The sequence below is a fragment of the Actinomyces denticolens genome (assembly GCF_002072185.1).
GTDB lineage: Bacteria > Actinomycetota > Actinomycetes > Actinomycetales > Actinomycetaceae > Actinomyces > Actinomyces denticolens.
In genome coordinates this window covers 1-20,420 of record NZ_MVIW01000043.1, presented here as the reverse complement: position 1 = coordinate 20,420, position 20,420 = coordinate 1, and the positions used below count along the sequence as shown (strand labels likewise).

The 20,420-nt window shown below is 71.9% G+C and carries 16 protein-coding genes; 11 read left to right on the top strand and 5 right to left on the bottom strand.

Going from position 1 to position 20,420, the window contains the following annotated elements; all coding sequences use genetic code 11:
- A partial coding sequence (gene sucB, locus B1H55_RS10605) for a 2-oxoglutarate dehydrogenase, E2 component, dihydrolipoamide succinyltransferase (protein WP_080461727.1) occupies window positions 1-1,056 on the top strand: 1,056 nt, incomplete at its 5' end.
- A 99-nt stretch (window positions 1,057-1,155) separates the two neighbouring features.
- Here the strand turns inward: sucB and B1H55_RS10600 are convergent.
- Window positions 1,156-2,667 carry a protein kinase domain-containing protein gene (locus B1H55_RS10600; protein WP_077241147.1) on the bottom strand — a complete coding sequence of 504 codons (1,512 nt, stop codon included), beginning with the start codon at window positions 2,665-2,667 and terminating at the stop codon, window positions 1,156-1,158.
- A gap of 193 nt (window positions 2,668-2,860) precedes the next feature.
- On the opposite strand from B1H55_RS10600, the gene lipB reads away from it, so the two are divergent.
- From lipB to B1H55_RS10565, 7 genes are all read left to right on the top strand, one after another.
- On the top strand, window positions 2,861-3,559 hold the full coding sequence (gene lipB / locus B1H55_RS10595) for a lipoyl(octanoyl) transferase LipB (protein ID WP_073453492.1): 699 nt from the start codon (window positions 2,861-2,863) through the stop codon (window positions 3,557-3,559).
- A 105-nt stretch (window positions 3,560-3,664) separates the two neighbouring features.
- Complete coding sequence (lipA, locus tag B1H55_RS10590) at window positions 3,665-4,732, top strand: lipoyl synthase (RefSeq protein ID WP_197702451.1); 1,068 nt, start codon at window positions 3,665-3,667, stop codon at window positions 4,730-4,732.
- A 98-nt stretch (window positions 4,733-4,830) separates the two neighbouring features.
- Window positions 4,831-5,553, top strand: a complete 723-nt coding sequence (locus B1H55_RS10585) for a DUF4191 domain-containing protein (protein ID WP_073453351.1) — start codon at window positions 4,831-4,833, stop codon at window positions 5,551-5,553.
- A 163-nt stretch (window positions 5,554-5,716) separates the two neighbouring features.
- Window positions 5,717-7,141 carry a type I glutamate--ammonia ligase gene (glnA, locus tag B1H55_RS10580; protein ID WP_073453353.1) on the top strand — a complete coding sequence of 475 codons (1,425 nt, stop codon included), beginning with the start codon at window positions 5,717-5,719 and terminating at the stop codon, window positions 7,139-7,141.
- A gap of 133 nt (window positions 7,142-7,274) precedes the next feature.
- Complete coding sequence (locus B1H55_RS10575; RefSeq protein WP_077241034.1) at window positions 7,275-8,204, top strand: ABC transporter substrate-binding protein; 930 nt, start codon at window positions 7,275-7,277, stop codon at window positions 8,202-8,204.
- Window positions 8,205-8,209: 5 nt separating this feature from the next.
- Entirely contained in the window at window positions 8,210-9,193 is a 984-nt protein-coding gene (locus tag B1H55_RS10570) for an amino acid ABC transporter permease (RefSeq protein WP_073453356.1), read from the top strand.
- Window positions 9,190-10,002: an amino acid ABC transporter ATP-binding protein gene (locus tag B1H55_RS10565; RefSeq protein ID WP_077241033.1), complete on the top strand. Its 813-nt coding sequence runs from the start codon at window positions 9,190-9,192 to the stop codon at window positions 10,000-10,002. Before B1H55_RS10570 ends, B1H55_RS10565 begins: the two co-directional genes overlap by 4 nt.
- A gap of 205 nt (window positions 10,003-10,207) precedes the next feature.
- On the opposite strand, the gene B1H55_RS10560 is transcribed toward B1H55_RS10565, so the two are convergent.
- The 3 genes from B1H55_RS10560 to glnA (B1H55_RS10550) all read right to left on the bottom strand — a co-directional run bounded on the left by B1H55_RS10560 (window position 10,208) and on the right by glnA (B1H55_RS10550) (window position 15,858).
- Window positions 10,208-10,885, bottom strand: coding sequence for a histidine phosphatase family protein (locus B1H55_RS10560; RefSeq protein WP_077241032.1), 678 nt, complete (start codon window positions 10,883-10,885; stop codon window positions 10,208-10,210).
- An 88-nt stretch (window positions 10,886-10,973) separates the two neighbouring features.
- Complete coding sequence (locus B1H55_RS10555) at window positions 10,974-14,480, bottom strand: bifunctional [glutamine synthetase] adenylyltransferase/[glutamine synthetase]-adenylyl-L-tyrosine phosphorylase (RefSeq protein WP_077241031.1); 3,507 nt, start codon at window positions 14,478-14,480, stop codon at window positions 10,974-10,976.
- Window positions 14,481-14,526: 46 nt separating this feature from the next.
- Window positions 14,527-15,858 carry a type I glutamate--ammonia ligase gene (gene glnA, locus B1H55_RS10550; RefSeq protein ID WP_073453360.1) on the bottom strand — a complete coding sequence of 444 codons (1,332 nt, stop codon included), beginning with the start codon at window positions 15,856-15,858 and terminating at the stop codon, window positions 14,527-14,529.
- A gap of 179 nt (window positions 15,859-16,037) precedes the next feature.
- On the opposite strand from glnA (B1H55_RS10550), the gene panB reads away from it, so the two are divergent.
- On the top strand, window positions 16,038-16,886 hold the full coding sequence (gene panB / locus B1H55_RS10545; protein ID WP_073453362.1) for a 3-methyl-2-oxobutanoate hydroxymethyltransferase: 849 nt from the start codon (window positions 16,038-16,040) through the stop codon (window positions 16,884-16,886).
- Window positions 16,887-16,958: 72 nt separating this feature from the next.
- Here panB and B1H55_RS10540 read toward each other — a convergent pair whose 3' ends face one another.
- Window positions 16,959-17,684, bottom strand: a complete 726-nt coding sequence (locus B1H55_RS10540) for a histidine phosphatase family protein (protein ID WP_073453364.1) — start codon at window positions 17,682-17,684, stop codon at window positions 16,959-16,961.
- A gap of 133 nt (window positions 17,685-17,817) precedes the next feature.
- Here B1H55_RS10540 and map point away from each other — a divergent pair, with 133 nt between their 5' ends.
- Complete coding sequence (gene map / locus B1H55_RS10535; RefSeq protein ID WP_073453366.1) at window positions 17,818-18,726, top strand: type I methionyl aminopeptidase; 909 nt, start codon at window positions 17,818-17,820, stop codon at window positions 18,724-18,726.
- Between the two features lie 251 nt (window positions 18,727-18,977).
- Entirely contained in the window at window positions 18,978-20,147 is a 1,170-nt protein-coding gene (locus B1H55_RS10530) for a hypothetical protein (protein ID WP_073453368.1), read from the top strand.
- Window positions 20,148-20,420: the final 273 nt, after the last annotated feature.

The window sequence follows — 20,420 nt, the reverse complement described above, 5'->3', positions numbered from 1 at the left end:
GAGGCGGCCCCGGCGCCCCAGGCGGCGCCCGAGACCCCCGCCGCCACACCGGCGCCCCAGGCGGCCGCCCCCGCGGCCCCGTCGGCCGCCGCCGTGGCCGCGGCGGGCTATGTCACCCCGATCGTGCGCAAGCTCGCGCGCGACAAGGGCGTCGACCTGACCCAGGTGACCGGCACCGGCGTGGGCGGCCGCATCCGCAAGGAGGACGTGCTCGCCGCCGCCAGGGCGGCCGAGGAGGCCGCCAAGGCCGCTGAGAAGGCCGCCGCCCAGTCGGCTCCCGCCGCACCCGCGACCGCCGGCGCCGCGGCGCCGGCGGCCAAGCCCGCCGTGGACACCGCGCTGCGCGGCAGGACGGAGAAGATGAGCCGCCTGCGCCAGGTCATCTCCGAGCGCATGATCGACTCGCTGCAGACCTCCGCCCAGCTCACCACCGTCGTCGAGGTGGACGTCACCCGCATCGCCGCGCTGCGCGCCAAGGCGAAGGACGCGTTCCTGGCCGCCAACGGCACGAAGCTCACCTTCCTGCCCTTCTTCGTGCAGGCCGCCACCGAGGCCCTCAAGGCCCACCCGAAGGTGAACGCCTCCATCAACGGCAAGGAGGTCACGTACCACGACGTCGAGCACGTCGGCATCGCCGTGGACACCCCGCGGGGCCTGCTCGTCCCCGTGGTCAAGAACGCCGGTGACCTCAACATCCCGGGCCTGGCCAAGCGCATCAACGACCTGGCCGCCCGTACCCGGGACAACAAGGTGAACCCCGATGAGCTCTCCGGCTCCACCTTCACGATCACGAACACCGGCTCCGGCGGCGCCCTGTTCGACACCCCGATCATCAACCAGCCCGAGGTCGCGATCCTCGGCCTGGGCGCGATCGTCAAGCAGCCCCGCGTCATCAAGGACGCGGACGGCAATGAGGTCATCGCGATCCGTTCCGTCTGCTACCTCGCGCTGTCCTACGACCACCGCCTGGTGGATGGGGCCGATGCCGCGCGCTACCTCATGACCGTCAAGAAGCGGCTCGAGGACGGCGACTTCGCCGGTGAACTCGGCCTATGAGGCCCTGACGCCGATTCGATCGCCCAGCGGCGACGGGGACGGGCCGCGCACTCACGGTGCGCGGCCCGTCCCCTCGTCCTGATGGCGCTCCTCACCTGGTCACTCGGGCTCCAGGACCTCCGCGACGCGCCACGGACCGGGCACGAGGACGAGGATCACCTCCCGGGCCCGCTGAGCGGGCGCCTCATGCGCGCCGTCGTCATCCGTCCAGGTGGTGGGCCCCTGGCGCAGGGACACCCGGGCGCACCTGGCCCCCTCCCACTGCTGGTCCGGGCAGGAGGCGCCGATCACCTCGCTCACGCCGGCCACTGAGGTCGTCAGGCCCGCCACCCTCTCGTCGCCGTCCCGCAGGGCCCCCAGCAGAGCGGTGTCCGCGAGCGCGGCGGGCGAGCCCTCCACGGAGGTCAGGGCCAGTGCCTGCGCGTCCCCGGAGACCAGGGCGGCGTCCCGTGCCCGGACCAGCCCCGTGACGATCCCCTCCAGGGACTCCTCCGCCGCGCTCGCAGGCGCGGCAGCGGCCCTGGGGCCGGCGGAGGCGGCAGAGGATGCCGGGGCGGCGCCTCCGGCGTCATCGTCCGCTCCCGGCCGGGCCATGATCCCCACGACCCCCAGCGCGAGGACGGCCCCTCCCGCCGCCAGGGCCGCCAGGGCGGCGCCGAGCCGAGCGCGTCGGCGGTGCCCGTCCCCGCCGCGACCGAGCGATCGCCGCGAGGGGACTACGCGGGTGGGGGTGCGGGCCGCCGAGCGCAGCGCCCCCGAGGCCAGGCGGGCGCCCTCGGGCAGCTCGATCGCCTCCGGCCACCCGAGCTGCGGGGCGCGGGCGGCCAGGTCCCTCGCGGTGGGCCGCGTCCTCGGGTCCTCCTCCAGGGCGTCTGCGAGCAGTGCCGCGGCCTCCACCCGCGACTCGGGGTCCGACCCCCGGCACTCCAGGACGAGGGCGGCCAGGGAGTAGACGTCCGAGGACGGCGTCGCGGCCCCTCCCGCCAGTCGCTCCGGGGCGGCGGTCCCCTGCGTGCCCATCTCCATGATCCCGCCGAGCAGATCGATGAGCACTGGCTCCCCCGAGGAGGTGATCATGACATTCGCCGCGGACACATCCCCGTGGACCAGGCCCTCGTCGTGGAGGGCGGCCAGGGCCGAGCCGACGCCGTCCAGGAGCGCCGCGCTCTCCCCGCCGCCCAGGCGTCCGCGCGATCCGAGGACGACGGCGAGGTCGGCGCCGTCGACGAGATCGGTGACGACGGCCATGCGGCCGCGGGCCAGGGGCACCAGGGCGCGGATCCGCACGACGCCGCTGTGCCGCAGCTCCCTCAGGGCGCCCAGACGGCGCATCGCGCGCGAGCCCCGCTCCGGAAGGTCGATGACCCGCACGACGACGTCGCGCCCCTCGCCATCGACGCCCCGGATGGGGCAGCCGTCCGCCCGTCCGCTCCTCCCCAGTGCCTCGCCGAGCGCAATCCCCCGCTTGGCCAGAGCGCTCGACTCGGCGTCCGTGATCCCTCCCGCGCCCTGGCCCGGGGGACCGCTGTCCTCGCGCTGGGCCCGTCGCCACGGGACCGGCAGCGCCGCGCGCGGTGCTGCTGGGGCGGAGGTGCGTGATGGGATCCTCATGACCATGGCCTCATGGTCAGCGCCCCCGGGGCCGGGCGGAAGTACCCTGGAGAATCTGTGGATAACTCATCGGATGTTCATGGCGGCGCCGGGCCTGCGCCCCGGGCCCCTGGCTCGCACGCAGCCTCCGCCACTGCCAGTGGCCTACCGTGGGCCCGTGCAGCGCATGACCCCCGGCGCCCCGGCGCCCCCCATGGACCGCCTGGACATCGATCTGGGCGAGCGCCTCGTCCCCTACGGCGAGGGGGCGCGCCTCCAGGACGAGGTCCACGCCGCCGTCGCCTCCGGCGGGCGGGGCTCGACGGTCATCGCGCTGGAGCACGAGCCGGTGTACACGGTGGGGCGCCGGACGCACTCCTGGGAGCGCCCGAAGGGGGACGTCGCAGGCCCGAACCGGGTGCCCGTGGTCGATGTCGACCGCGGGGGCAAGGTGACCTGGCACGGGCCGGGGCAGCTGACCGTCTACCCGATCGTGCGCCTGGCCGAGCCCATCGACGTCATCAAGTACGTGCGCGCGCTGGAGGCCGCGGTCATGGATGTCTGCGATGCCCGGGGGATCCCCACCGCGCGCGTCGAGGGGCGCTCGGGCGTGTGGGTGCCCGGCCGTGCCGACGATCCCCGGGGCCCCTTCTTCCGGGCGGACCGGAAGATCTGCGCCCTCGGCGTCCGCGTGGCGCGCGGCGTGACGAAGCACGGGATCGGGCTCAACGTCAGCCCGGATCTCAACGCCTTCGCCCTGGACCGGATCATCCCCTGCGGGATCGAGGACGCCGGTGTCACCTCCATCGCCGCCGAACTCGCCTTGGAGCCGGGGTCCCTGGGGGCTGCCGCGCTGGCCGACGACGTCGTCGCCGCCCTCGAGGGCCGTCTGGCCCCGCTGCGGGCGGATTGAGCGCGGAGGCACTGGCTGGAGAATCACATAGGCCCTCAGTCCCATAACGTCGCGTGGGGCAATACACTATGAGGGCTCGCGCGAACGCACTCAGAAGGAGAGCACGTGGCTGACACGATCGCCCCCAAGGTCGCACTCAGGACAGACGCGGCCATCGCCCCCGAGGGCCGCAGGCTGCTGCGCGTCGAGGCCCGCAACGCCGAGACGCCCATCGAGTCCAAACCCTCGTGGCTGCGCACCAAGGCCGTCGTCTCCGAGACCTATCAGGACGTGCGCGGCCTGGTGCGCGAGAAGAATCTGCACACCGTGTGCGCCGAGGCGAACTGCCCCAATATCTACGAGTGCTGGAACGACCGCGAGGCCACGTTCCTCGTGGGCGGGGAGATCTGCACCCGTCGCTGCGACTTCTGCGACATCGCCACGGGCCGTCCCACGGAGTACGACGTCGACGAGCCCCGGCGCGTGGCGGTCTCCATCAAGGAGATGGAGCTGCGCTACGCCACGGTCACCGGCGTGGCCCGCGATGACCGGCCCGACGGCGGCGCCTGGCTCTACGCCGAGACCTGCCGGCAGATCCACGAGCTCTCCCCGGGCACCGGCGTCGAGCTGCTCATCCCCGATTTCAAGGGGGACCCGGGCGCCCTCGCCGAGGTCTACTCCTCGCGCCCGGAGGTGCTGGGCCACAACGTGGAGACGGTCCCGCGCATCCACAAGCGCATCCGCCCCGCCTTCTCCTACGAGCGCAGCCTGGATGTCATCCGCTCCGCCTCCGAGGCCGGCCTGGTCACCAAGTCCAATCTCATCCTGGGCATGGGCGAGACCCGTGAGGAGATCGAGGAGGCGATGGCGGCACTCGTCGAGGCGCGCTGCGACATCCTGACGATCACGCAGTACCTGCGCCCCTCCAAGCTCCATCACCCCATCGACCGCTGGGTCAAGCCACAGGAGTTCATCGAGCTGTCCTCACTGGCCGAGGAGATGGGCTTCGCCGCCGTCATGAGCGGACCGATGGTCCGCTCCTCCTACCGCGCCGGGATGCTGTGGGGCAGGGCCGTGGTCAAGCGCGGCTGGGAGGTGCCCGAGCACCTGCGCTCCCTCACCGAGCCGACGACCGCGCGCCAGGAGGCCAGCGCGCTCCTCGCCCCCTCCCCCGCTCTGGCCGCCGCCTCCTGAGCCGGGCCCGGGCGCGCCCCGGCCCTGGAGGAGACGCTCCCTGCCGGGGAGCGGCCGACCGCCGGTCCGCGCCTGCGGCGTCGTCTATCCTGTCCACCGTGAGCACAGCCCGAAGCCCCCAGCCCAAGAAGAAGCGCCGCCTGGCCGCCTACCTCCAGAACCTCAAGGACGCCTACACGATCTCGCGGCGCACCTACCCGTGGATCGGTTGGGCGCTGATCGGCGTCACCGCGGCCTCGATCGTCCTGGCGGTCGCCATCGCCGCCGCCACCGGGATGGCCGTCTGGTACTGGGTGATCCTCGGGATCATGCTCGCCTTCCTCCTCGACATGATCCTGCTGTCGTGGACGGTGCGCCGGGCCTCCTACTCCCAGATCGAGGGCGTGCCGGGTGCGGCCAAGGCCGTGCTCGACCAGGTCGGCAAGGGCTGGTACCTGGAGGAGCAGCCGGTCGCCGTCAACCCCAAGACCCAGGACGTCATCTGGCGCCTGGTGGGCCGCCCCGGCATCGTGCTCGTCGTGGAGGGCCCCACGGGCCGCACGCAGCGCCTGGTGGCTGATGAGCGCAAGAAGATCAACCGCATCCTGTCCACGGTCCCGCTCCACGTCATCAACGTCGGCACCGATGAGGGCCAGGTCCGCCTCAGCGAGCTCTCCGCCGCGCTGCGCAAGCTGCCCACCAAGCCGACCCGCCTGACGGACTCCGAGATCTCCCAGGTATCCAAGCGCCTCTCCTCGCTGGGGGCCAAGGGCCTCCCGATCCCCAAGGGCATCGACCCGGCCAAGATCCGCCCGGACCGCAGGGCCCTGCGCGGCCGCTGAGACGCGCCCGTCGTCGCCCTGGGGCGCTGGGCGGCGGACGACGACGGCGCCCCGGCCGAAACACCCGGGACACACGCGCGGCACCGCCGCGTCATCGCCGCGCGACTAGGCTCATCATCTGCCGCACCCGCAGCGGAACCAACGATCGTCGAGGAGCAATCACATGTTCAAGGACGCCGCCGAGGCACTGGAGTACATCGAGCGGGAGGGGGTTGAGCTCGTCGATGTGCGCTTCTGCGATCTTCCCGGCGTCATGCAGCACTTCACGATCCCGGCGGCGGCATTCAAGTCCGACGCCCTGACCGACGGCCTCATGTTCGACGGCTCCTCGATCCGCGGCTTCACCGCCATCCACGAGTCGGACATGAAGCTCATCCCGGATGTCACCACGGCATTCCTCGATCCCTTCCGCGCCCGCAAGACGCTCATCATCAACTTCTCGATCGTCGACCCCTTCACCGATGAGGTCTTCTCGCGAGACCCCCGCTCGATCGCCGCCAAGGCCGAGGATCATTTGCGCTCCACCGGCATCGCCGACACCTGCTTCATCGGGGCGGAGGCCGAGTTCTACCTCTTCGACTCCGTGCGCTTCGAATCCACCCCCCAGGGCGCGTTCTACGCCGTCGACTCCGACGAGGCCTCCTGGAACTCCGGGCGCGAGGAGCCGGGTGGGAACCAGGGCTACAAGGTCGCCTTCCAGGGCGGCTACTTCCCGGTGCCCCCCACCGACCAGATGGCCGACCTGCGCGACGAGATGGTGCGGGTGTGCCAGGAGACGGGCCTGAGCATCGAGCGCGCCCACCACGAGGTGGGCACCGGCGGCCAGCAGGAGATCAACTACCGCTTCGCATCGCTGCTCGCCGCGGGCGACGACATGATGAAGTTCAAGTACGTCATCAAGAACGTCGCCTGGCAGGCGGGCAAGTCGGCCACCTTCATGCCCAAGCCGCTCTTCGGCGCGGCGGGATCGGGCATGCACTGCCATCACTCGCTGTGGAAGGACGGGCGCCCCCTGTTCTTCGACGAGCGCGGCTACGGCCAGCTCTCCGACGTCGCCCGCTGGTACATCGGCGGCATCCTCGCCCACGCCCCGAGCCTCCTGGCCTTCACCAACCCTTCGGTCAACTCCTATCACCGGCTCGTCCCCGGCTTCGAGGCGCCCGTCAACCTCGTCTACTCGGCGCGCAACCGCTCGGCGTGCATCCGCATCCCCGTCACCGGCTCCTCGCCGAAGGCCAAGCGCGTGGAGTACCGGGTCCCGGACCCGTCGGCGAACCCCTACCTGTGCTTCTCCGCCGTCCTCATGGCGGGCATCGACGGGATCCGCAACCGGATCGAGCCGCGCGAGCCCATCGACAAGGACCTCTACGAGCTCGCCCCCGAGGAGTACTTCGACATCGAGAAGCTGCCCTGCACCCTCGACGCCGCACTGGAGGCCCTGGAGGCGGATCACGACTACCTCACCGAGGGCGACGTCTTCACCCCCGATCTCATCGAGACCTGGATCGACTACAAGCGCACCAATGAGATCGACCCGCTGCGCGCCCGCCCGAACCCCTACGAGTTCGAGCTGTACTACGACATGTGAGACATGCGAGATCAGGGGCGGGCGCACGAGCGCCCGCCCCTGACCGTGACACGCGCAATACCTGCATCATGCAATAGATATGCATTCGAGTGGATAGGGTGGGTCACGGTCATCTACCCCAAGGAGCCGTCCCATGCGAACCACCCCCACCCGGATCATCGCGGCCGTCGCCGCGCTCGGCCTGGCCACTGGACTGTCGGCCTGCACGAACGCCAACGACCTCACCACCGGGTCGGCCAAGACCAAGACCCAGGGCTATGACGTCTCGAGCATCACCAAGCAGGAGGAGATCGCCGCCCTCCTCCCCGCAGGGGCGCTCGGCTCCGACGGCGCGCTCGACATCGGCGCCGCCACGGACTACGCCCCCGCCGAGTTCCTGGACGCCAACGGGAAGCCGATCGGATACGACGCCGATCTCACCCAGGCGCTCGGGAAGGTCCTCGGCGTCGACGCCACGATGCACTCGGCCTCCTTCGACTCGATCATCGCCAAGGTGGGCACCGAGTACGACGCGGGCATCTCCTCGTTCTCGATCACCAACGAGCGCATGCAGAACGTCGACATGATCCAGTACGTCCAGGTCGGCAGCCAGTTCAACGTGGCCAAGGGCAATCCCAAGGGCATCGACGTCTCCGACCACCTCAACCTGTGCGGGAAGATCGTCGGGGTCCAGACGGGCACGGCCCAGGCCGATGCCATCGAGGCCGACTCCCAGGCCTGCACGGCCGCCGGCCAGGACGCCATCGACGTGCGCTCCTACGACAAGCAGGCCGAGGCCACCGCCGCCCTGGCGGGCAGCACCCTGGACGCCACCTACTCGGATTCCACCGTCGCCGGCTACGCCGTCGAGACCACGGACGGCGCCGTCGAGACCCTCGGGGAGGTGGAGGACGCCGCGCCCCAGGGCGTGGTCCTGCAGAAGAACTCCCAGATCCATATCGCGATCCAGGCCGCGCTCCAGTACCTCATGGACAACGGCATTCTCACGGACATCCTCGAGAGCTGGGGCGTCGAGGACGCGGCCCTCTCGAACGCCACCCTCAACCCAGCCGTATCGGAGTGACCCATATGACGGCCTCAGAGAACAGCGCCCTGACCAGTTCCGACAGCGACGCCGTCGTCCTCAACCATCCGCGCCCCGTGCCCAGGCCCGGCACGTGGATCAGCGCGGCGATCGTCGTGATCCTGGGCGCGATGCTCGCGCACTCACTGGTCACCAACGAGAGCTTCCACTGGGACCGTGTCTGGTTCTTCTTCCGGGAGGTCCACGTCATCCGCGCCGTCGGGTGGACGATCCTCCTGACGTTCCTCGCCATGCTCATCGGCATCACCCTCGCGGTGACGACGGCGATCATGCGCCAGTCCACCAACCCGGTGCTGCGCGGCGTCGCCGTGGCCTACCTGTGGTTCTTCCGCGGGACGCCGATCTACACCCAGCTCGTTTTCTGGGGGGCGCTGTCCGCCCTCTACCAGCACCTGAGCCTTGGAGTGCCCTTCGGCCCCGAGCTGCTCACGTTCCAGACGAATGCCGTTTTCACGCCCTTCGTGGCCGCGGTGCTGGGACTGGGCATCAACGAGGGCGCCTACCTGTCGGAGATCGTGCGCTCCGGGCTGGGCAGCGTGGACCCGGGCCAGGCCGAGGCCGCCGGCGCCCTGGGCATGAGCAAGGGGCAGATCCTGCGCCGCATCGTCCTGCCCCAGGCCATGCGGGTCATCGTGCCGCCCACGGGCAATGAGACGATCTCGATGCTCAAGACAACGTCCCTGGTCCTCGCGGTTCCCTTCACCCTGGACCTGACCTTCGTGACGAACTCCTACGCCTCGCGCACCTACCAGACGATCCCGCTGCTCATCGTGGCGGCCCTGTGGTACATCATCATCACCTCGATCCTCATGGTGGGCCAGCACTACCTGGAGCGCTACTACGGGCGCGGTTTCGACTCCTCTCGCCCCGGCGCGGGGGGCAAGCGGCGCCGTCTGTCGGCGCGCCAGCAGGCCATCCTCGATGCCCACACCACCAAGACCGATCCCTTCATGGAGGTCACCCCGTGAGCCAGCAATCCCCCCAGCAGGCCGCCCGGGCAGCGGAGCCCAAGGTCCACGTTTCCGGCCTCCACAAGTTCTTCGGCGAGTTGCACGTGCTGCGCGGCGTCGACCTCATCGTCCCGACGGGCACGGTCACGGTGCTCGTGGGCCCCTCGGGCTCCGGCAAGTCGACCCTGCTGCGCTGCATCAATGAGTTGGAGTCCATCGACGCCGGCCGCGTGTGGGTGGATGGCGAGCTCATCGGCATGCGGGAGCTCCCCGGCCGCGATGGCAAACCCGTGCTGCACGCCCTGTCGGACAAGGACCGGGCCGCGCAGCGCGCGAAGATCGGCATGGTCTTCCAGCGCTTCAACCTGTTCCCCCATATGACGGCCATCCAGAACATCATGGAGGCGCCCATTCATGTCAAGAAGACGCCCAAGGAGCAGGCCCGCAGACGGGCCGAGGAGCTGCTTGAGCGCGTGGGCCTCGCCGAGCGGATGGACCACTACCCCTCGCAGCTCTCGGGTGGTCAGCAGCAGCGCGTGGCGATCGCCCGGGCGCTCGCGATGGATCCCGAGCTCATGCTCTTCGACGAGCCCACCTCCGCGCTCGACCCCGAGCTCGTGGGCGAGGTCCTGTCGGTCATGAAGGACTTGGCAAGGGACGGCATGACGATGGTGGTCGTCACCCATGAGATGGGCTTCGCCCGCGAGGTGGGCGATCAGCTGCTCTTCATGGACGGCGGTGCGGTCGTGGAGCGCGGAGCGCCCGCCGACGTCCTCGACCACCCCGCCAACGAGCGCACCCGGGCTTTCCTGTCCTCGGTGCTGTAGGGGGGGTGCCCCGGCGCGGAGTGCCGGAGTTGCTCTCAGCCGCGCGCCCTCGGCCCGCGGATACCGTCTCGGCCCCCGAATACCGTCTCACCCCGGCGTTGCGCCCTCATTCTCGCAGTTCGAGGGCGCAACGCCGGGGTGAGACGGTAAGACGGGTACGAGGGCGCAACGCCGGGCCCATGGCGCCCGGTCTCCCACCCTCGCGTCACACGGAACCTGCGCCGCGCCTCCACGCGCCATCGTTCCAGTCGAGGAGGCGCCAGCCGGCGTCGGGGTCGCCCTCGGCCACCGCGATACCGGTGTTGCGCAGCGGGTGCTCAGCGATCCAGAGGGGATCGGCGCCGCCTCCCGGCGCCGCGCGCAGCGCGGCCCACAGGCGCAGCACCGTGCCGTGGGAGACGAGCAGGGCGGCGCCCCCGTCCTGGCCGCCCTCCGGGGCCTCATGGGCCGAGTGCTCCGCGATCGCCCGCACAGCGCCGTCGAAGCGCGCGATCGAGTCTTCGCCGTCCTCCAGCGACCCCGGGATGCGCGCCGCAAGGCGGCCCGTCATCCACGTACGCGTCGTGTCCACATAGCAGGCCACTGACCGCTCGTCCGTGGCCATCTCCAGATCACCCGCGAGCACCTCGCGCAGCCCCGGCAGGATCGTCGCGCGCAGCCCCGTGGCCTGCTCGACCGGTTCCATGGTCTGGCGCGCCCGCAGGATCGGCGAGACCCACAGCGAGGAGATGCCCTTGATCAAGCCCGCGTCCTCCAACCTGCCCGGGACCGTGGCGGCCTGCTCGCGCCCGATCTCGTCAAGGGGCTGGCCGGGGAACGCCGTATCGAGGGACTGCATGACATTGGCGATGGTGCGCCCGTGGCGCACGAGGATGAGCTTCACGCCCCTATCCTGCCAGCGCCCCCGCGCGTCGAAAGCACCTCCACGCCATGCTGAGGGCCTCCAAGCCGTCCTGCGCGCCAAGGGCCGCTCAGGACCACGGGAAGGGGCCGGCATTGCGGCGGGGGACGCGCCGCGGCGAGGAGGCCGTGCGGTTCGATGACGGCTTCGCGGGGGCCTTGGCCCAGCCCGATTTCCCCGATGGGGCTTCCGAGTCCTGCGGGCCGACCGCGGCGGGCCGCTCGCCCGCCTGCTCCCGTCGGCTCCGGCGGCTCAGCCCGCCCTGCTGGCCCGACTGCGCCCGCCGGCCGTGCCGGGCCTGCCGCCCCGGCTGATCCGGCCGCCCCGGTCCCATTCCGGCCGAGCGCAGCACTCGCTCGACCACGGCGCGCGCATGACGGGCGCTGCGCCGGTAGAGGTCCTCCAGGTCCCGCTCACTCCCGCTGGCCAGTCCCAGGAGTCTGCCGACCAGTCTGATGCCCCGCTCGTCGGAGGGCAGGATGTCCACCCTCGCACCGGAGTCGCGGCCCACGCCGAGCACCGTGGCAGCCCGGATGCGGGTGGCCAGGATCCACGCGCTCATGAGCACGCCGACGTCATCGACGCTCAGCAACTCGGCCTCGGCGGCCGCCATGAGCGCCTCGAGGGTGGAGGTTGTGCGCAGGCCACGAACCTCATGGGCGTGGGCGAGTTGGAGGACCTGCGCCACCCATTCAACGTCGGAAAGGCCCCCGGGGCCGAGCTTGAGGTGCCGGGCGGGGTCGGCGCCCCGCGGCAGGCGCTCGGCCTCCATGCGGGCCTTGAGCCTGCGGATCTGGCGCAGCTCCTCCTCCCCCAGGCCATCGGCGGACCATCGCAGGGGGGCGATGAGGGCCAGGAACTCCTCGCCCAGCGCCGTGTCCCCGGCGCAGACCCTCGCCCGCAGCAGCGCCTGGCGCTCCCATACCGCCGACCAGGCCCCGTAGTACTCGGCGGCCGAGGCCAGCGACCGGCTGAGCGCGCCCTGCCGCCCCTCGGGGCGCAGGCCTGCGTCGATCGCGAGTGGGTGCGGGCCGGAGGCGAGCAGGCGCATCGTGGCGCGGGCCACCTCATCGGCCTCGCGGGCGGCGGCGCGCTCGTCGGCCCCGGGGCGCGGGGCGTGGAGGAAGATGACGTCGGCGTCCGAGGCGTAGGTGGTCTCCCCGCCGCCGAGGCGCCCCATGGCGATGACGGCGTGCCGGGCCAGCGAGCCGGTCGGGCCGCCACTGCCGCCGGCATCCTCGCGCCGTCCCCACTGGGCGGTGACGAGCCTGATCGCCGCCCGCAGGGCGCCGTCGATGACGGCATCGGTGGTGTCGGTGAGGATGCGGGCGGTGCGGGCCGGGTTGACGCCGTCGAGGGAGTCGGCCAGGGCGGCCCGCAGAAGCTCGCGCGTGCGCACGCCCAGGATCCTGCGCACGGCCTCGGCGCTGCGCTCCTCCGCCTGGGACGCAGTGGCGCCCTCCAAGCCGCGGCGGGCGAGGATCCGGGTGATCTCCTCCCGCAGCTGTCCGCCACTGCGCGGGGCGAGCTCGGCATCGTCGTCGAGCCAGGCGACGGCCTCCGGGCGCTCGGCGAGGCGGTCCGTGGTCCATCGGGCCCCGGAGACCACTTGGCAAAGGCGCTGGGCGGCCACGGGCGAGTCGCGCAGCAGCCCCAGGTACCAGTGGGAGGTGCCGATGTCGTCGGAGAGGCGACGGAAGCCGAGCAGCCCGTTGTCCGGATCGGGGCCCTCGCCGATCCAGCCGATGATGACGGGCAGGAGCTGGCGCTGGATGGCGGCGCGGCGGCTGATCCCCTCGGTGAGGGCCTGGATGTGGCGCAGGGCGCCGTCGGGGTCGAGGTAGCCGACGGCGGCCAGCCGGTCCCGGGCGGCCTGGGGGCTCAACCGCATCTCGTCGGCGGACAGGGCCGCGGCGGCGCCCAGGAGCGGCCGGTAGTAGATCTCCTCGTGGAGGGCGCGCACCTGGAGCCGCCGGGCGCGGAAGGCGGCGCGGAGGTCGTCGGGCTCTGGTATTCCGATCCCCCGCCCGATGCGGCGCAGGTCGGCGTCGCGATCGGGAAGGTCATGGGTGCGGCGAAGGCGGTGGAGCTGCGCGCGGTGCTCCAGGAGGCGCAGCGCCCGGTAGCCCTCGTCGAGCGCGAGCGCGTCGTCGCGGCCCACGTATCCGCCCACGGACAGCGCGGCGAGGGCGTCGAGCGTGGAGCGCACCCGCAACTCGGCATCGGCCCGCCCGTGGACGAGCTGGAGGAGTTGGACGGTGAACTCCACGTCCCGCAGCCCCCCGGGGCCTAGCTTGATGCGCCGGTCCTCCCCCACCCGCTGGGACTCGCGCTCCACCCGGCGTCGCATGGCGCGGGCGTCGTCGACGAAATGGGGCCGCGAGCTCGCCGACCAGATGAAGGGCGCGATCGCCTCCTCGTAGGCGCGGCCCAGCACCGGGTCTCCCGCGGCGGCGCGCGCCTTGAGGAGCGCCTGGAACTCCCATGAGGAGGCCCACCGCTCGTAGTAGGCCACATGCGAGGCGAGGGTGCGCACAAGGGCGCCATCCTTGCCCTCCGGGCGCAGTCCCGTGTCCAGGGGCCACAGGGCGGGCTCGGAGCCGGAGGCGGAGGTTGCGCGGTGCAGGTGCCCGGCGATCTCGGTGCCCAGGCGCACGAGCTCGGCCTCGCCGGGCTCCTCCGGCGTTCCCGTCACAGCGGCGGCGGGCCCGACGACGTGGATGACATCGACGTCGGAGATGTAGTTGAGCTCGCGCCCGCCGGCCTTGCCCATGGCGATGACGGCGAAGGCGACCCTGCGAGCGCCCGGCCCCACGCCCGCGCGGGCGATGAGGAGGGCGGCCTCGAGCGCGGCGTCGGCCAGGTCGGACATCGCCACCCCGACGACCCCCACATGGGCGGCTGGCGCGGTTGAGACGAGGTCGTCGGCGGCGATCGCCAGAAGCCGGTCGTAGTAGGCGCGGCGCATCGCCGCGGTCGCCTCCTCGATCGCCGCGGGATCGGCGGGGCCGGCCGGGGCGGGCGAATCGGCTCCCGTGCGGGCGGCGAGGGCCTCGCGCGCGGCGTCGACGAGGAGGAGGGAGGCGTCGGGCCGGCCCGGCGCGTTCCAGGCGCGCCGGGGGCTCAGGGCATCGAGGTGATCGGGGTGGGAGACGAGGAAGTCGCCGAGGGCCTGAGAGGAGCCGAGGACCGCCAGCAGCCGATCGGCATGGGCGCGGTCGCCCCCGTCCGCCCCGTCCCGCCCGGGCTCGCCGACGACGGGGCGCAGGACCTCGACGAGGGCGTTGCCGGCCATCGGGCAGTCCTCCTGGGTGAGCGCCGCGGCCAGGCGCAGGAGCGAGAGCAGGGCGAGGTCGGGGTCGGCGGTGGAGCCCAGGGCGGTGATGAGGCGGTCCCCCGCCTCGGCGGCTCCCCCGCTCGCGCGGTTGAGGAGATCCGCGAGCGCCCGATCCTCCAGGGCCCGCAGGGCGCGGTCGGGCTCGGCGAAGCCGGCGCCGAGGAGCCTGCGGCGCGGGCTGGGCGACGGCACCCCCATAGGCGGGGTCATGCCTCCGGCGCGCCGGCTCTCGCTGGCCATCGGCTCATCCCTCCTGCGACTCGGCGGCTCCCGGGTGCGGCCCGCCTCAGGAACGGCGGAAGAACTGGCCGATCTCGAAGTCGGTGACCTGGGCGTCGTAGGCCTGGTACTCATGCCTCTTATTGCGCCGGAAGTACTCGAAGGTGTCCTCCCCCAGGGTGTCCGCCACGAGGTCGGAGCCGCTCATCGCGGAGACCGCCCGCTTGAGGGATGTGGGCAGGGCCTCGATGCCCAGGGCGTCGCGCTCGCCGTCGGTCAGGGCCCACACGTCGTCCTCGGTCTCGGCGGGAAGGCCGTATCCCTCCTCAATGCCCTTCATGCCCGCGGCGAGAATGGTGGCGAAGGCGAGGTAGGGGTTGGCGGCGGGGTCGAGGGAGCGGTACTCGACGCGCACGGCCTGCGCCTTGCCGGGCTTGTGCATGGGGACGCGCACGAGGGCGGAGCGGTTGTTGTGGCCCCAGCAGACGTAGCTCGGGGCCTCATCCCCGCCCCACAGGCGCTTGTAGGAGTTGACGTACTGGTTCGTGATCGCGGTGATCTCCTTGGCGTGGCGCAGTATCCCGGCGATGAAGGCGCGCCCGGTGGCGGAGAGCTGGTACTGGCCGGCCGGGTCGTAGAAGGCGTTGTGGTCGCCCTCGAAGAGGGAGAAGTGCGTGTGCATGCCGCTGCCGGGCTGGCCGACGAAGGGCTTGGGCATGAAGGTCGCGATGCATCCCTCCTGGATGGCGACCTCCTCGATGACGGCGCGGAAGGTCATGATGTTGTCCGCCATCGACAGGGCGTCGGCGAAGCGCAGGTCGATCTCGTTCTGGCCCAGGCCCCCCTCGTGGTGGGAGAACTCCACGGAGATGCCCATCTGCTCGAGCATGAGGATGGCACGGCGGCGGAAGTCATGGGCGGTGCCGCCGGGGACGTGGTCGAAGTAGCCGGCGTCGTCGGTGGGGGTGATGCGGCCCTGCTCGTCGCGGTTGACGAGGTAGAACTCGATCTCGGGATGGATGTAGCAGGTGAATCCGGCGTCGGCGACGCGCGCGAGCTGGCGCTCGAGGACGGCGCGCGGGTCGGTGCGGGCGGGCTCGCCGTCGGGTGTGAGCACGGAGCAGAACATGCGCGCCACGCGGTCGCGGTCATTGCGCCAGGGCAGCATCTGGAAGGTGGAGGGGTCGGGGCTCAGGAGCATGTCGGACTCGTAGACGCGGGTGAGGCCCTCGATGGTGGAGCCATCGAAGCCGATGCCCTCCTCGAAGGCGGCCTCGACCTCGGCCGGCGCGATGGCCACGGACTTGAGCTGACCGAGAACATCGGTGAACCACAGTCGAACGAAGCGGACGTCCCGCTCCTCGATCGCGCGGAGCACGTACTCCTGCTGCTTGTCCATGCCTGCTCCCCATCTCTGATCAGCGCTCGGATCCCGACGGCGGTGCCGGGACGCCCCGACTCTATCGGGAGCGGGGGTCGGCCGGGTTTCGGCGCGCGGGGGCGCGGGCAGGGACGGCGCGGTGGGCGGCGGATGAGGGCGGTGCGAAGGGGGACGGGGGCGGCGACTAGGCTGGCGCCATGGCAACCATGGACTCCCCCTACGGCTCCCCGAGCGCCCTGCCGCCGGCAGGCAGGCCGGTGCGCGTCCACCACCTCGCGGCCGCGAAGGCCCGGGGCGAGCGCCTGACCATGCTCACCGCGTACGACGCCGTGACGGCGTCGATCCTCGATGCGGCGGGCACGGACATGCTCCTGGTGGGCGACTCCATCGGCAATGTCATGCTGGGGCATGGCTCCACGCTGCCGGTGAGCCTCGATGAGATGGCCGTGGCCACGCGGGCCGTCGCCTCGGCGACGAAACGCGCGCTCGTCGTCGCCGATCTGCCCTTCGGCAGCTACGAATCCGGGCCCGCCCGGGCCTTGGAGTCGGCCGCCCGGCTGGTCAAGGCGGGGGCCAATGCGGTCAAGCTGGAGGGCGGCGCGCCGCGTGCGGCGACGGTCCGCGCACTCGGCGAGGCGGGGATCCCGGTCGTGGGACACCTGGGCTTCACCCCGCAATCGGTGAACATGCTCGGCGGCTTCCGCGTCCAGGGGCGCGGCGAGGAGGCCGCCCGGGCTCTCCTGGCGGACGCCTCCGCCCTAGCGGGCGCCGGAGCGATCGCCCTCGTTCTGGAAATGGTGCCGCAGGACCTCGCCGCGGCCGTCACCGAGGCGCTCGACATCCCCACGATCGGCATCGGCGCGGGGGCGGGCTGCGACGCGCAGGTGCTCGTATGGACGGATATGGCGGGGATGACGGACTGGAAGCCCCGCTTCGCCCGCGCGTTCGGCGAGGTGGGCGCCGCGCTGCGCCGGGCCGCCGAGGATTTCAACGCCGCGGTGCGCGACGGCTCCTTCCCCAGTGCCGAGGAGAGCTTCGCCTCCTGATCGCAGGGGCGCGCAGGGCGGCCGGTGCTCGTCGCGGCACGGAGGCCCCGCGACGAGCACCGCCCGCCTGGCTCACAGCCCCTCGGGGCGGCTGAAGTCGATGGGGACGATGTCGACGCCGTCGAAGACGCCGGTCATGTCCTCGGTCGGGAACGTCACGCCCTGGTTGCCGGGGTCGAGGGCCCAGTCCAGGAGGCGGGGGGAGCCCCCGGGGGCCGTCGGGTCGACCTCGACGGTGGTGATGGCGCAGTTGGCCATGGGCGCCTTGGAGTAGACCTCCAGGCCGATCCAGCGGGCCATGATCGTCATGATCGTCATGCCGTGGGAGACAGCCAACGCCTCGGCGTCGCTCCTGCCGGCTTCGGCGTCGGCGCGCAGGTCGGTCAGGATGCGGGCGAGGGCGCCGTCGATGTCGCGCAGGTAGTCGGTGGCGCTGATGCCCTCGGGCGCCCCCTCGAAGCGGCCGGACAGGACCCCGGGCAGCAGCGTGCGCGTGGGCAGGGCGGCGATCATCTCGGGGTCGGGGCCGCCGTCGTAGATCCCGTAGTCGTACTCGCGCAGCCCGGTCAGGATGGTGCGCGGGAGCCCGCGTCCCTCGGTGAGGATGTCCGTGGTCTCGACGACCCGCCCCAGGGGGCTGAGGTAGACATGGGTGAGAGGGTAGTCGGCCAGGAAGTCGCGGGCCAGCGCGGCGCCCTCGCGCCCTGAGGGAGTCAGGGGCGAGTCCGCCGAGCCCTGAGTGCGGTGCTGCTCGTTGAGGACAGTGCGGCCGTGGCGCACGAAGTGGATCTTTGCCATGGTCGCATCGTAGGTCACGCCGCCAGTCGGGGATGGCCGCTTGGAACAGGTTTGGAACAGGTCGGGATCGCGCGCATCCGGAAGGGGCGGCAGGCGGGCTGTGCGCCCGCCGCTCGACTCCTATGCTGGGGGCATGACTGCTCCGAAGTCCCCTGGATCCACTCATCGCTCCGGCGCCGATCGGGCGCCGCGCGGAACCCTCGTGCCCGGCATCGTCGGGCCCCGGCGCGACGTGCCCGAGTCGATCGCCCGCCCCGAGTACATGTTCCACGATGGGCCCGAGAGAGTGACGGCCTCGGACGTCAAGGACCCCGGGACCGTTGAGCGCATCCGCACGGCGGGCAGGATCGCGGCGCGCGCCTTGGAGGCCGCCGCCGCGGCGATCGCGCCGGGGGTGACCACTGACGAGCTGGACCGGATCGCCCACGAGTACCTGTGCGACCACGGCGCCTACCCGTCCTGCCTGGGGTACATGGGCTTCCCGAAGTCCATCTGCACATCGATCAACGAGGTGATCTGCCACGGCATCCCCGATTCGACGGTCCTGGCCGAGGGCGACCTCATCAACCTGGACGTCACCGCCTACGTCGACGGCGTCCACGGCGACACGAACGCCACCTACGCCGTCGGCGAGGTGGATGAGGAGACGCGCCTGCTCATCGAGCGCACCCGCATCTCCATGGAGCGGGGCATCAAGGCGGTGCGCCCGGGGCGCGAGGTCAACGTGATCGGACGGGTCATCGAGGCCTACGCCAAGCGCTTCGACTACGGCGTGGTGCGGGACTACACGGGCCACGGCGTCGGCGAGGCCTTCCACTCGGGCCTCATCATCCCGCACTACGACTCCGCCCCCCGCTACGACACCGTCATGGAACCGGGCATGGTCTTCACCATCGAGCCGATGCTCACTCTCGGCGGTATCGAGTGGGACCAGTGGGAGGACGGCTGGACGGTGGTCACCCGAGACCGCTCGCGCACCGCCCAGTTCGAGCACACGCTCGTGGTCACCGAGGACGGCGCGGAAGTCCTGACCCTGCCCTGACCCGCACCGGGCCCTTCCGGCGGGCGCTTCCCGCACCGCGCCCGGCCCGCGGATCGATGGGATCGGGCATGGGGAGCGCTGCCCGGGGACGGGTGCCCCGCGCGCGGCGCCGATCCGGTGCCCACCGCCCCGGCACTTCGGTGTAGATTCGACTTATCAGTTATGGCACGGACAGGACGGGCACTCGCCGCCGGACATGTGCCCCATGACGACTCCTTCAGCAAGCATTCCCACTTCTCCCGGAGGTCCCAATGGCTCTTCGCTTCAACCCACCGCCGAACTGGCCCGCCCCGCCAGAGGGCTTCGTCCCGCCCGCCGGCTGGCAGCCGGACCCCGCGTGGGGGCCGGCGCCCGAGGGCTGGCAGCTCTGGGTCGAGGACTCGGGTGACGCCTCCCCCGTGTCGGCCTCCGCCCCCGGGACCTCCGACCCCGCCTGGGCCCCGACCCAGGCCGTCCAGACCGGCCAGTCGGGTCCCGTGGCCGACCCGACCGGCCAGTCGGCCTCCGCGCCGTCCGCGGACTACGCCTCCACCGGGCTGCCCGCCCCGATGGGCTCCTCGGCCCCCGGCAGCCCCTATGCCGCGGAGATGAACTACGCCCAGGCCCCCACTCCCTTCCACGGCCAGGGCCAGTCGACCCCCGCCACTGGCGGCGGCTGGCAGCCGGTGGATGTGCCCGGCGGCGCCGGCGCGGCCAAGCCCGTCTACAAGCAGTGGTGGTTCTTCACGATCATCGGCGTTCTGGTCATCGCGCTCATCGGCGGCCTCGCCTGGGCCTTCGCCGGCGGCGACGGCGATGAGAAGGCCGGCCCCGGCACGCAGACCTCGGCGCCCGAGCCGGAGCCCACCGGGAATGAGCCCGAGCCGGAGCCCACCAGGAACGAGTCCAAGCCGCCGGCTCCTAAGACGGGGACCCCCGCGCCCACCGGTTCGGCCAAGCCGACGGGGGGCGAGGGCACCTCGATGGACAACCCCAAGGACACGACGGGGGGCGACCCGCTGGTCCTCCAAGCCTCCAAGAACGACTACAGCGACCCCAACGCGAGCCTCGATGTGACGTTCGGCAAGGTCAACTGGGACGCCACTGCCGATGTGAAGAACTCTGTGAGTAGTTACGCCTACAAGGAGCCCGGCGCGGGCCAGGTGTACATCCGGGTGCCGATCGACATCACGTACCACGGCAAGGGCCAGTACAAGGATTACTCCTTCAAGGTGGACTTCGTCCACAACGGGACGACCACCGCCGCCTCGGAATTCTCCTACAGCGACAAGGGCGAGTTGAAGGCCCAGGCCATGCCCCGCGATGGCGGCAAGGCCAGCGGCTACGCCACCTTCCTCATCGATCAGGGCTCCGTGAACCAGGGCGTCTTCGCCGTCACCGCGTTCACCGGCGTCAACGAGAGCTACGCCGCGGCGAAGTGACCCGGCGCCGCACTGCTCCGAGGGTCACCCGACGGGCAGTCGAGCACGACGAGCGCGGTGGGCCCCTCCCGATCCGGGAGGGGCCCACCGCGCTTCCCCAGCCGTCACCGGCGCTCGCCGGGAGGGAGGACGGGAGGCGGACGAGTCGACCTGTACGCCGGGTTCTGTTGCCGCCCGCCGTCGCCGGCCTGGGCGGTGGCGACCATCCATCTTGGACCGCCGTCGCCGACGGCCTCGCGCGACCTACCCGCAGGCTCGGGCGAGCAGCCCTCG

Bases quoted from the DNA above. Each gene is read 5' to 3' on its own strand.
- panB (WP_073453362.1), top strand. From the start codon at position 16,038: ATGGCAACCATGGACTCCCCCTACGGCTCCCCGAGCGCCCTGCCGCCG.
- glnA (WP_073453360.1), bottom strand. From the start codon at position 15,858: ATGGACAAGCAGCAGGAGTACGTGCTCCGCGCGATCGAGGAGCGGGAC.
- B1H55_RS10570 (WP_073453356.1), top strand. From the start codon at position 8,210: ATGACGGCCTCAGAGAACAGCGCCCTGACCAGTTCCGACAGCGACGCC.
- B1H55_RS10600 (WP_077241147.1), bottom strand. From the start codon at position 2,667: ATGAGGATCCCATCACGCACCTCCGCCCCAGCAGCACCGCGCGCGGCG.
- B1H55_RS10540 (WP_073453364.1), bottom strand. From the start codon at position 17,684: ATGGCAAAGATCCACTTCGTGCGCCACGGCCGCACTGTCCTCAACGAG.
- glnA (WP_073453353.1), top strand. From the start codon at position 5,717: ATGTTCAAGGACGCCGCCGAGGCACTGGAGTACATCGAGCGGGAGGGG.
- B1H55_RS10555 (WP_077241031.1), bottom strand. From the start codon at position 14,480: ATGGCCAGCGAGAGCCGGCGCGCCGGAGGCATGACCCCGCCTATGGGG.
- map (WP_073453366.1), top strand. From the start codon at position 17,818: ATGACTGCTCCGAAGTCCCCTGGATCCACTCATCGCTCCGGCGCCGAT.
- B1H55_RS10575 (WP_077241034.1), top strand. From the start codon at position 7,275: ATGCGAACCACCCCCACCCGGATCATCGCGGCCGTCGCCGCGCTCGGC.
- B1H55_RS10530 (WP_073453368.1), top strand. From the start codon at position 18,978: ATGGCTCTTCGCTTCAACCCACCGCCGAACTGGCCCGCCCCGCCAGAG.
- lipB (WP_073453492.1), top strand. From the start codon at position 2,861: ATGGACCGCCTGGACATCGATCTGGGCGAGCGCCTCGTCCCCTACGGC.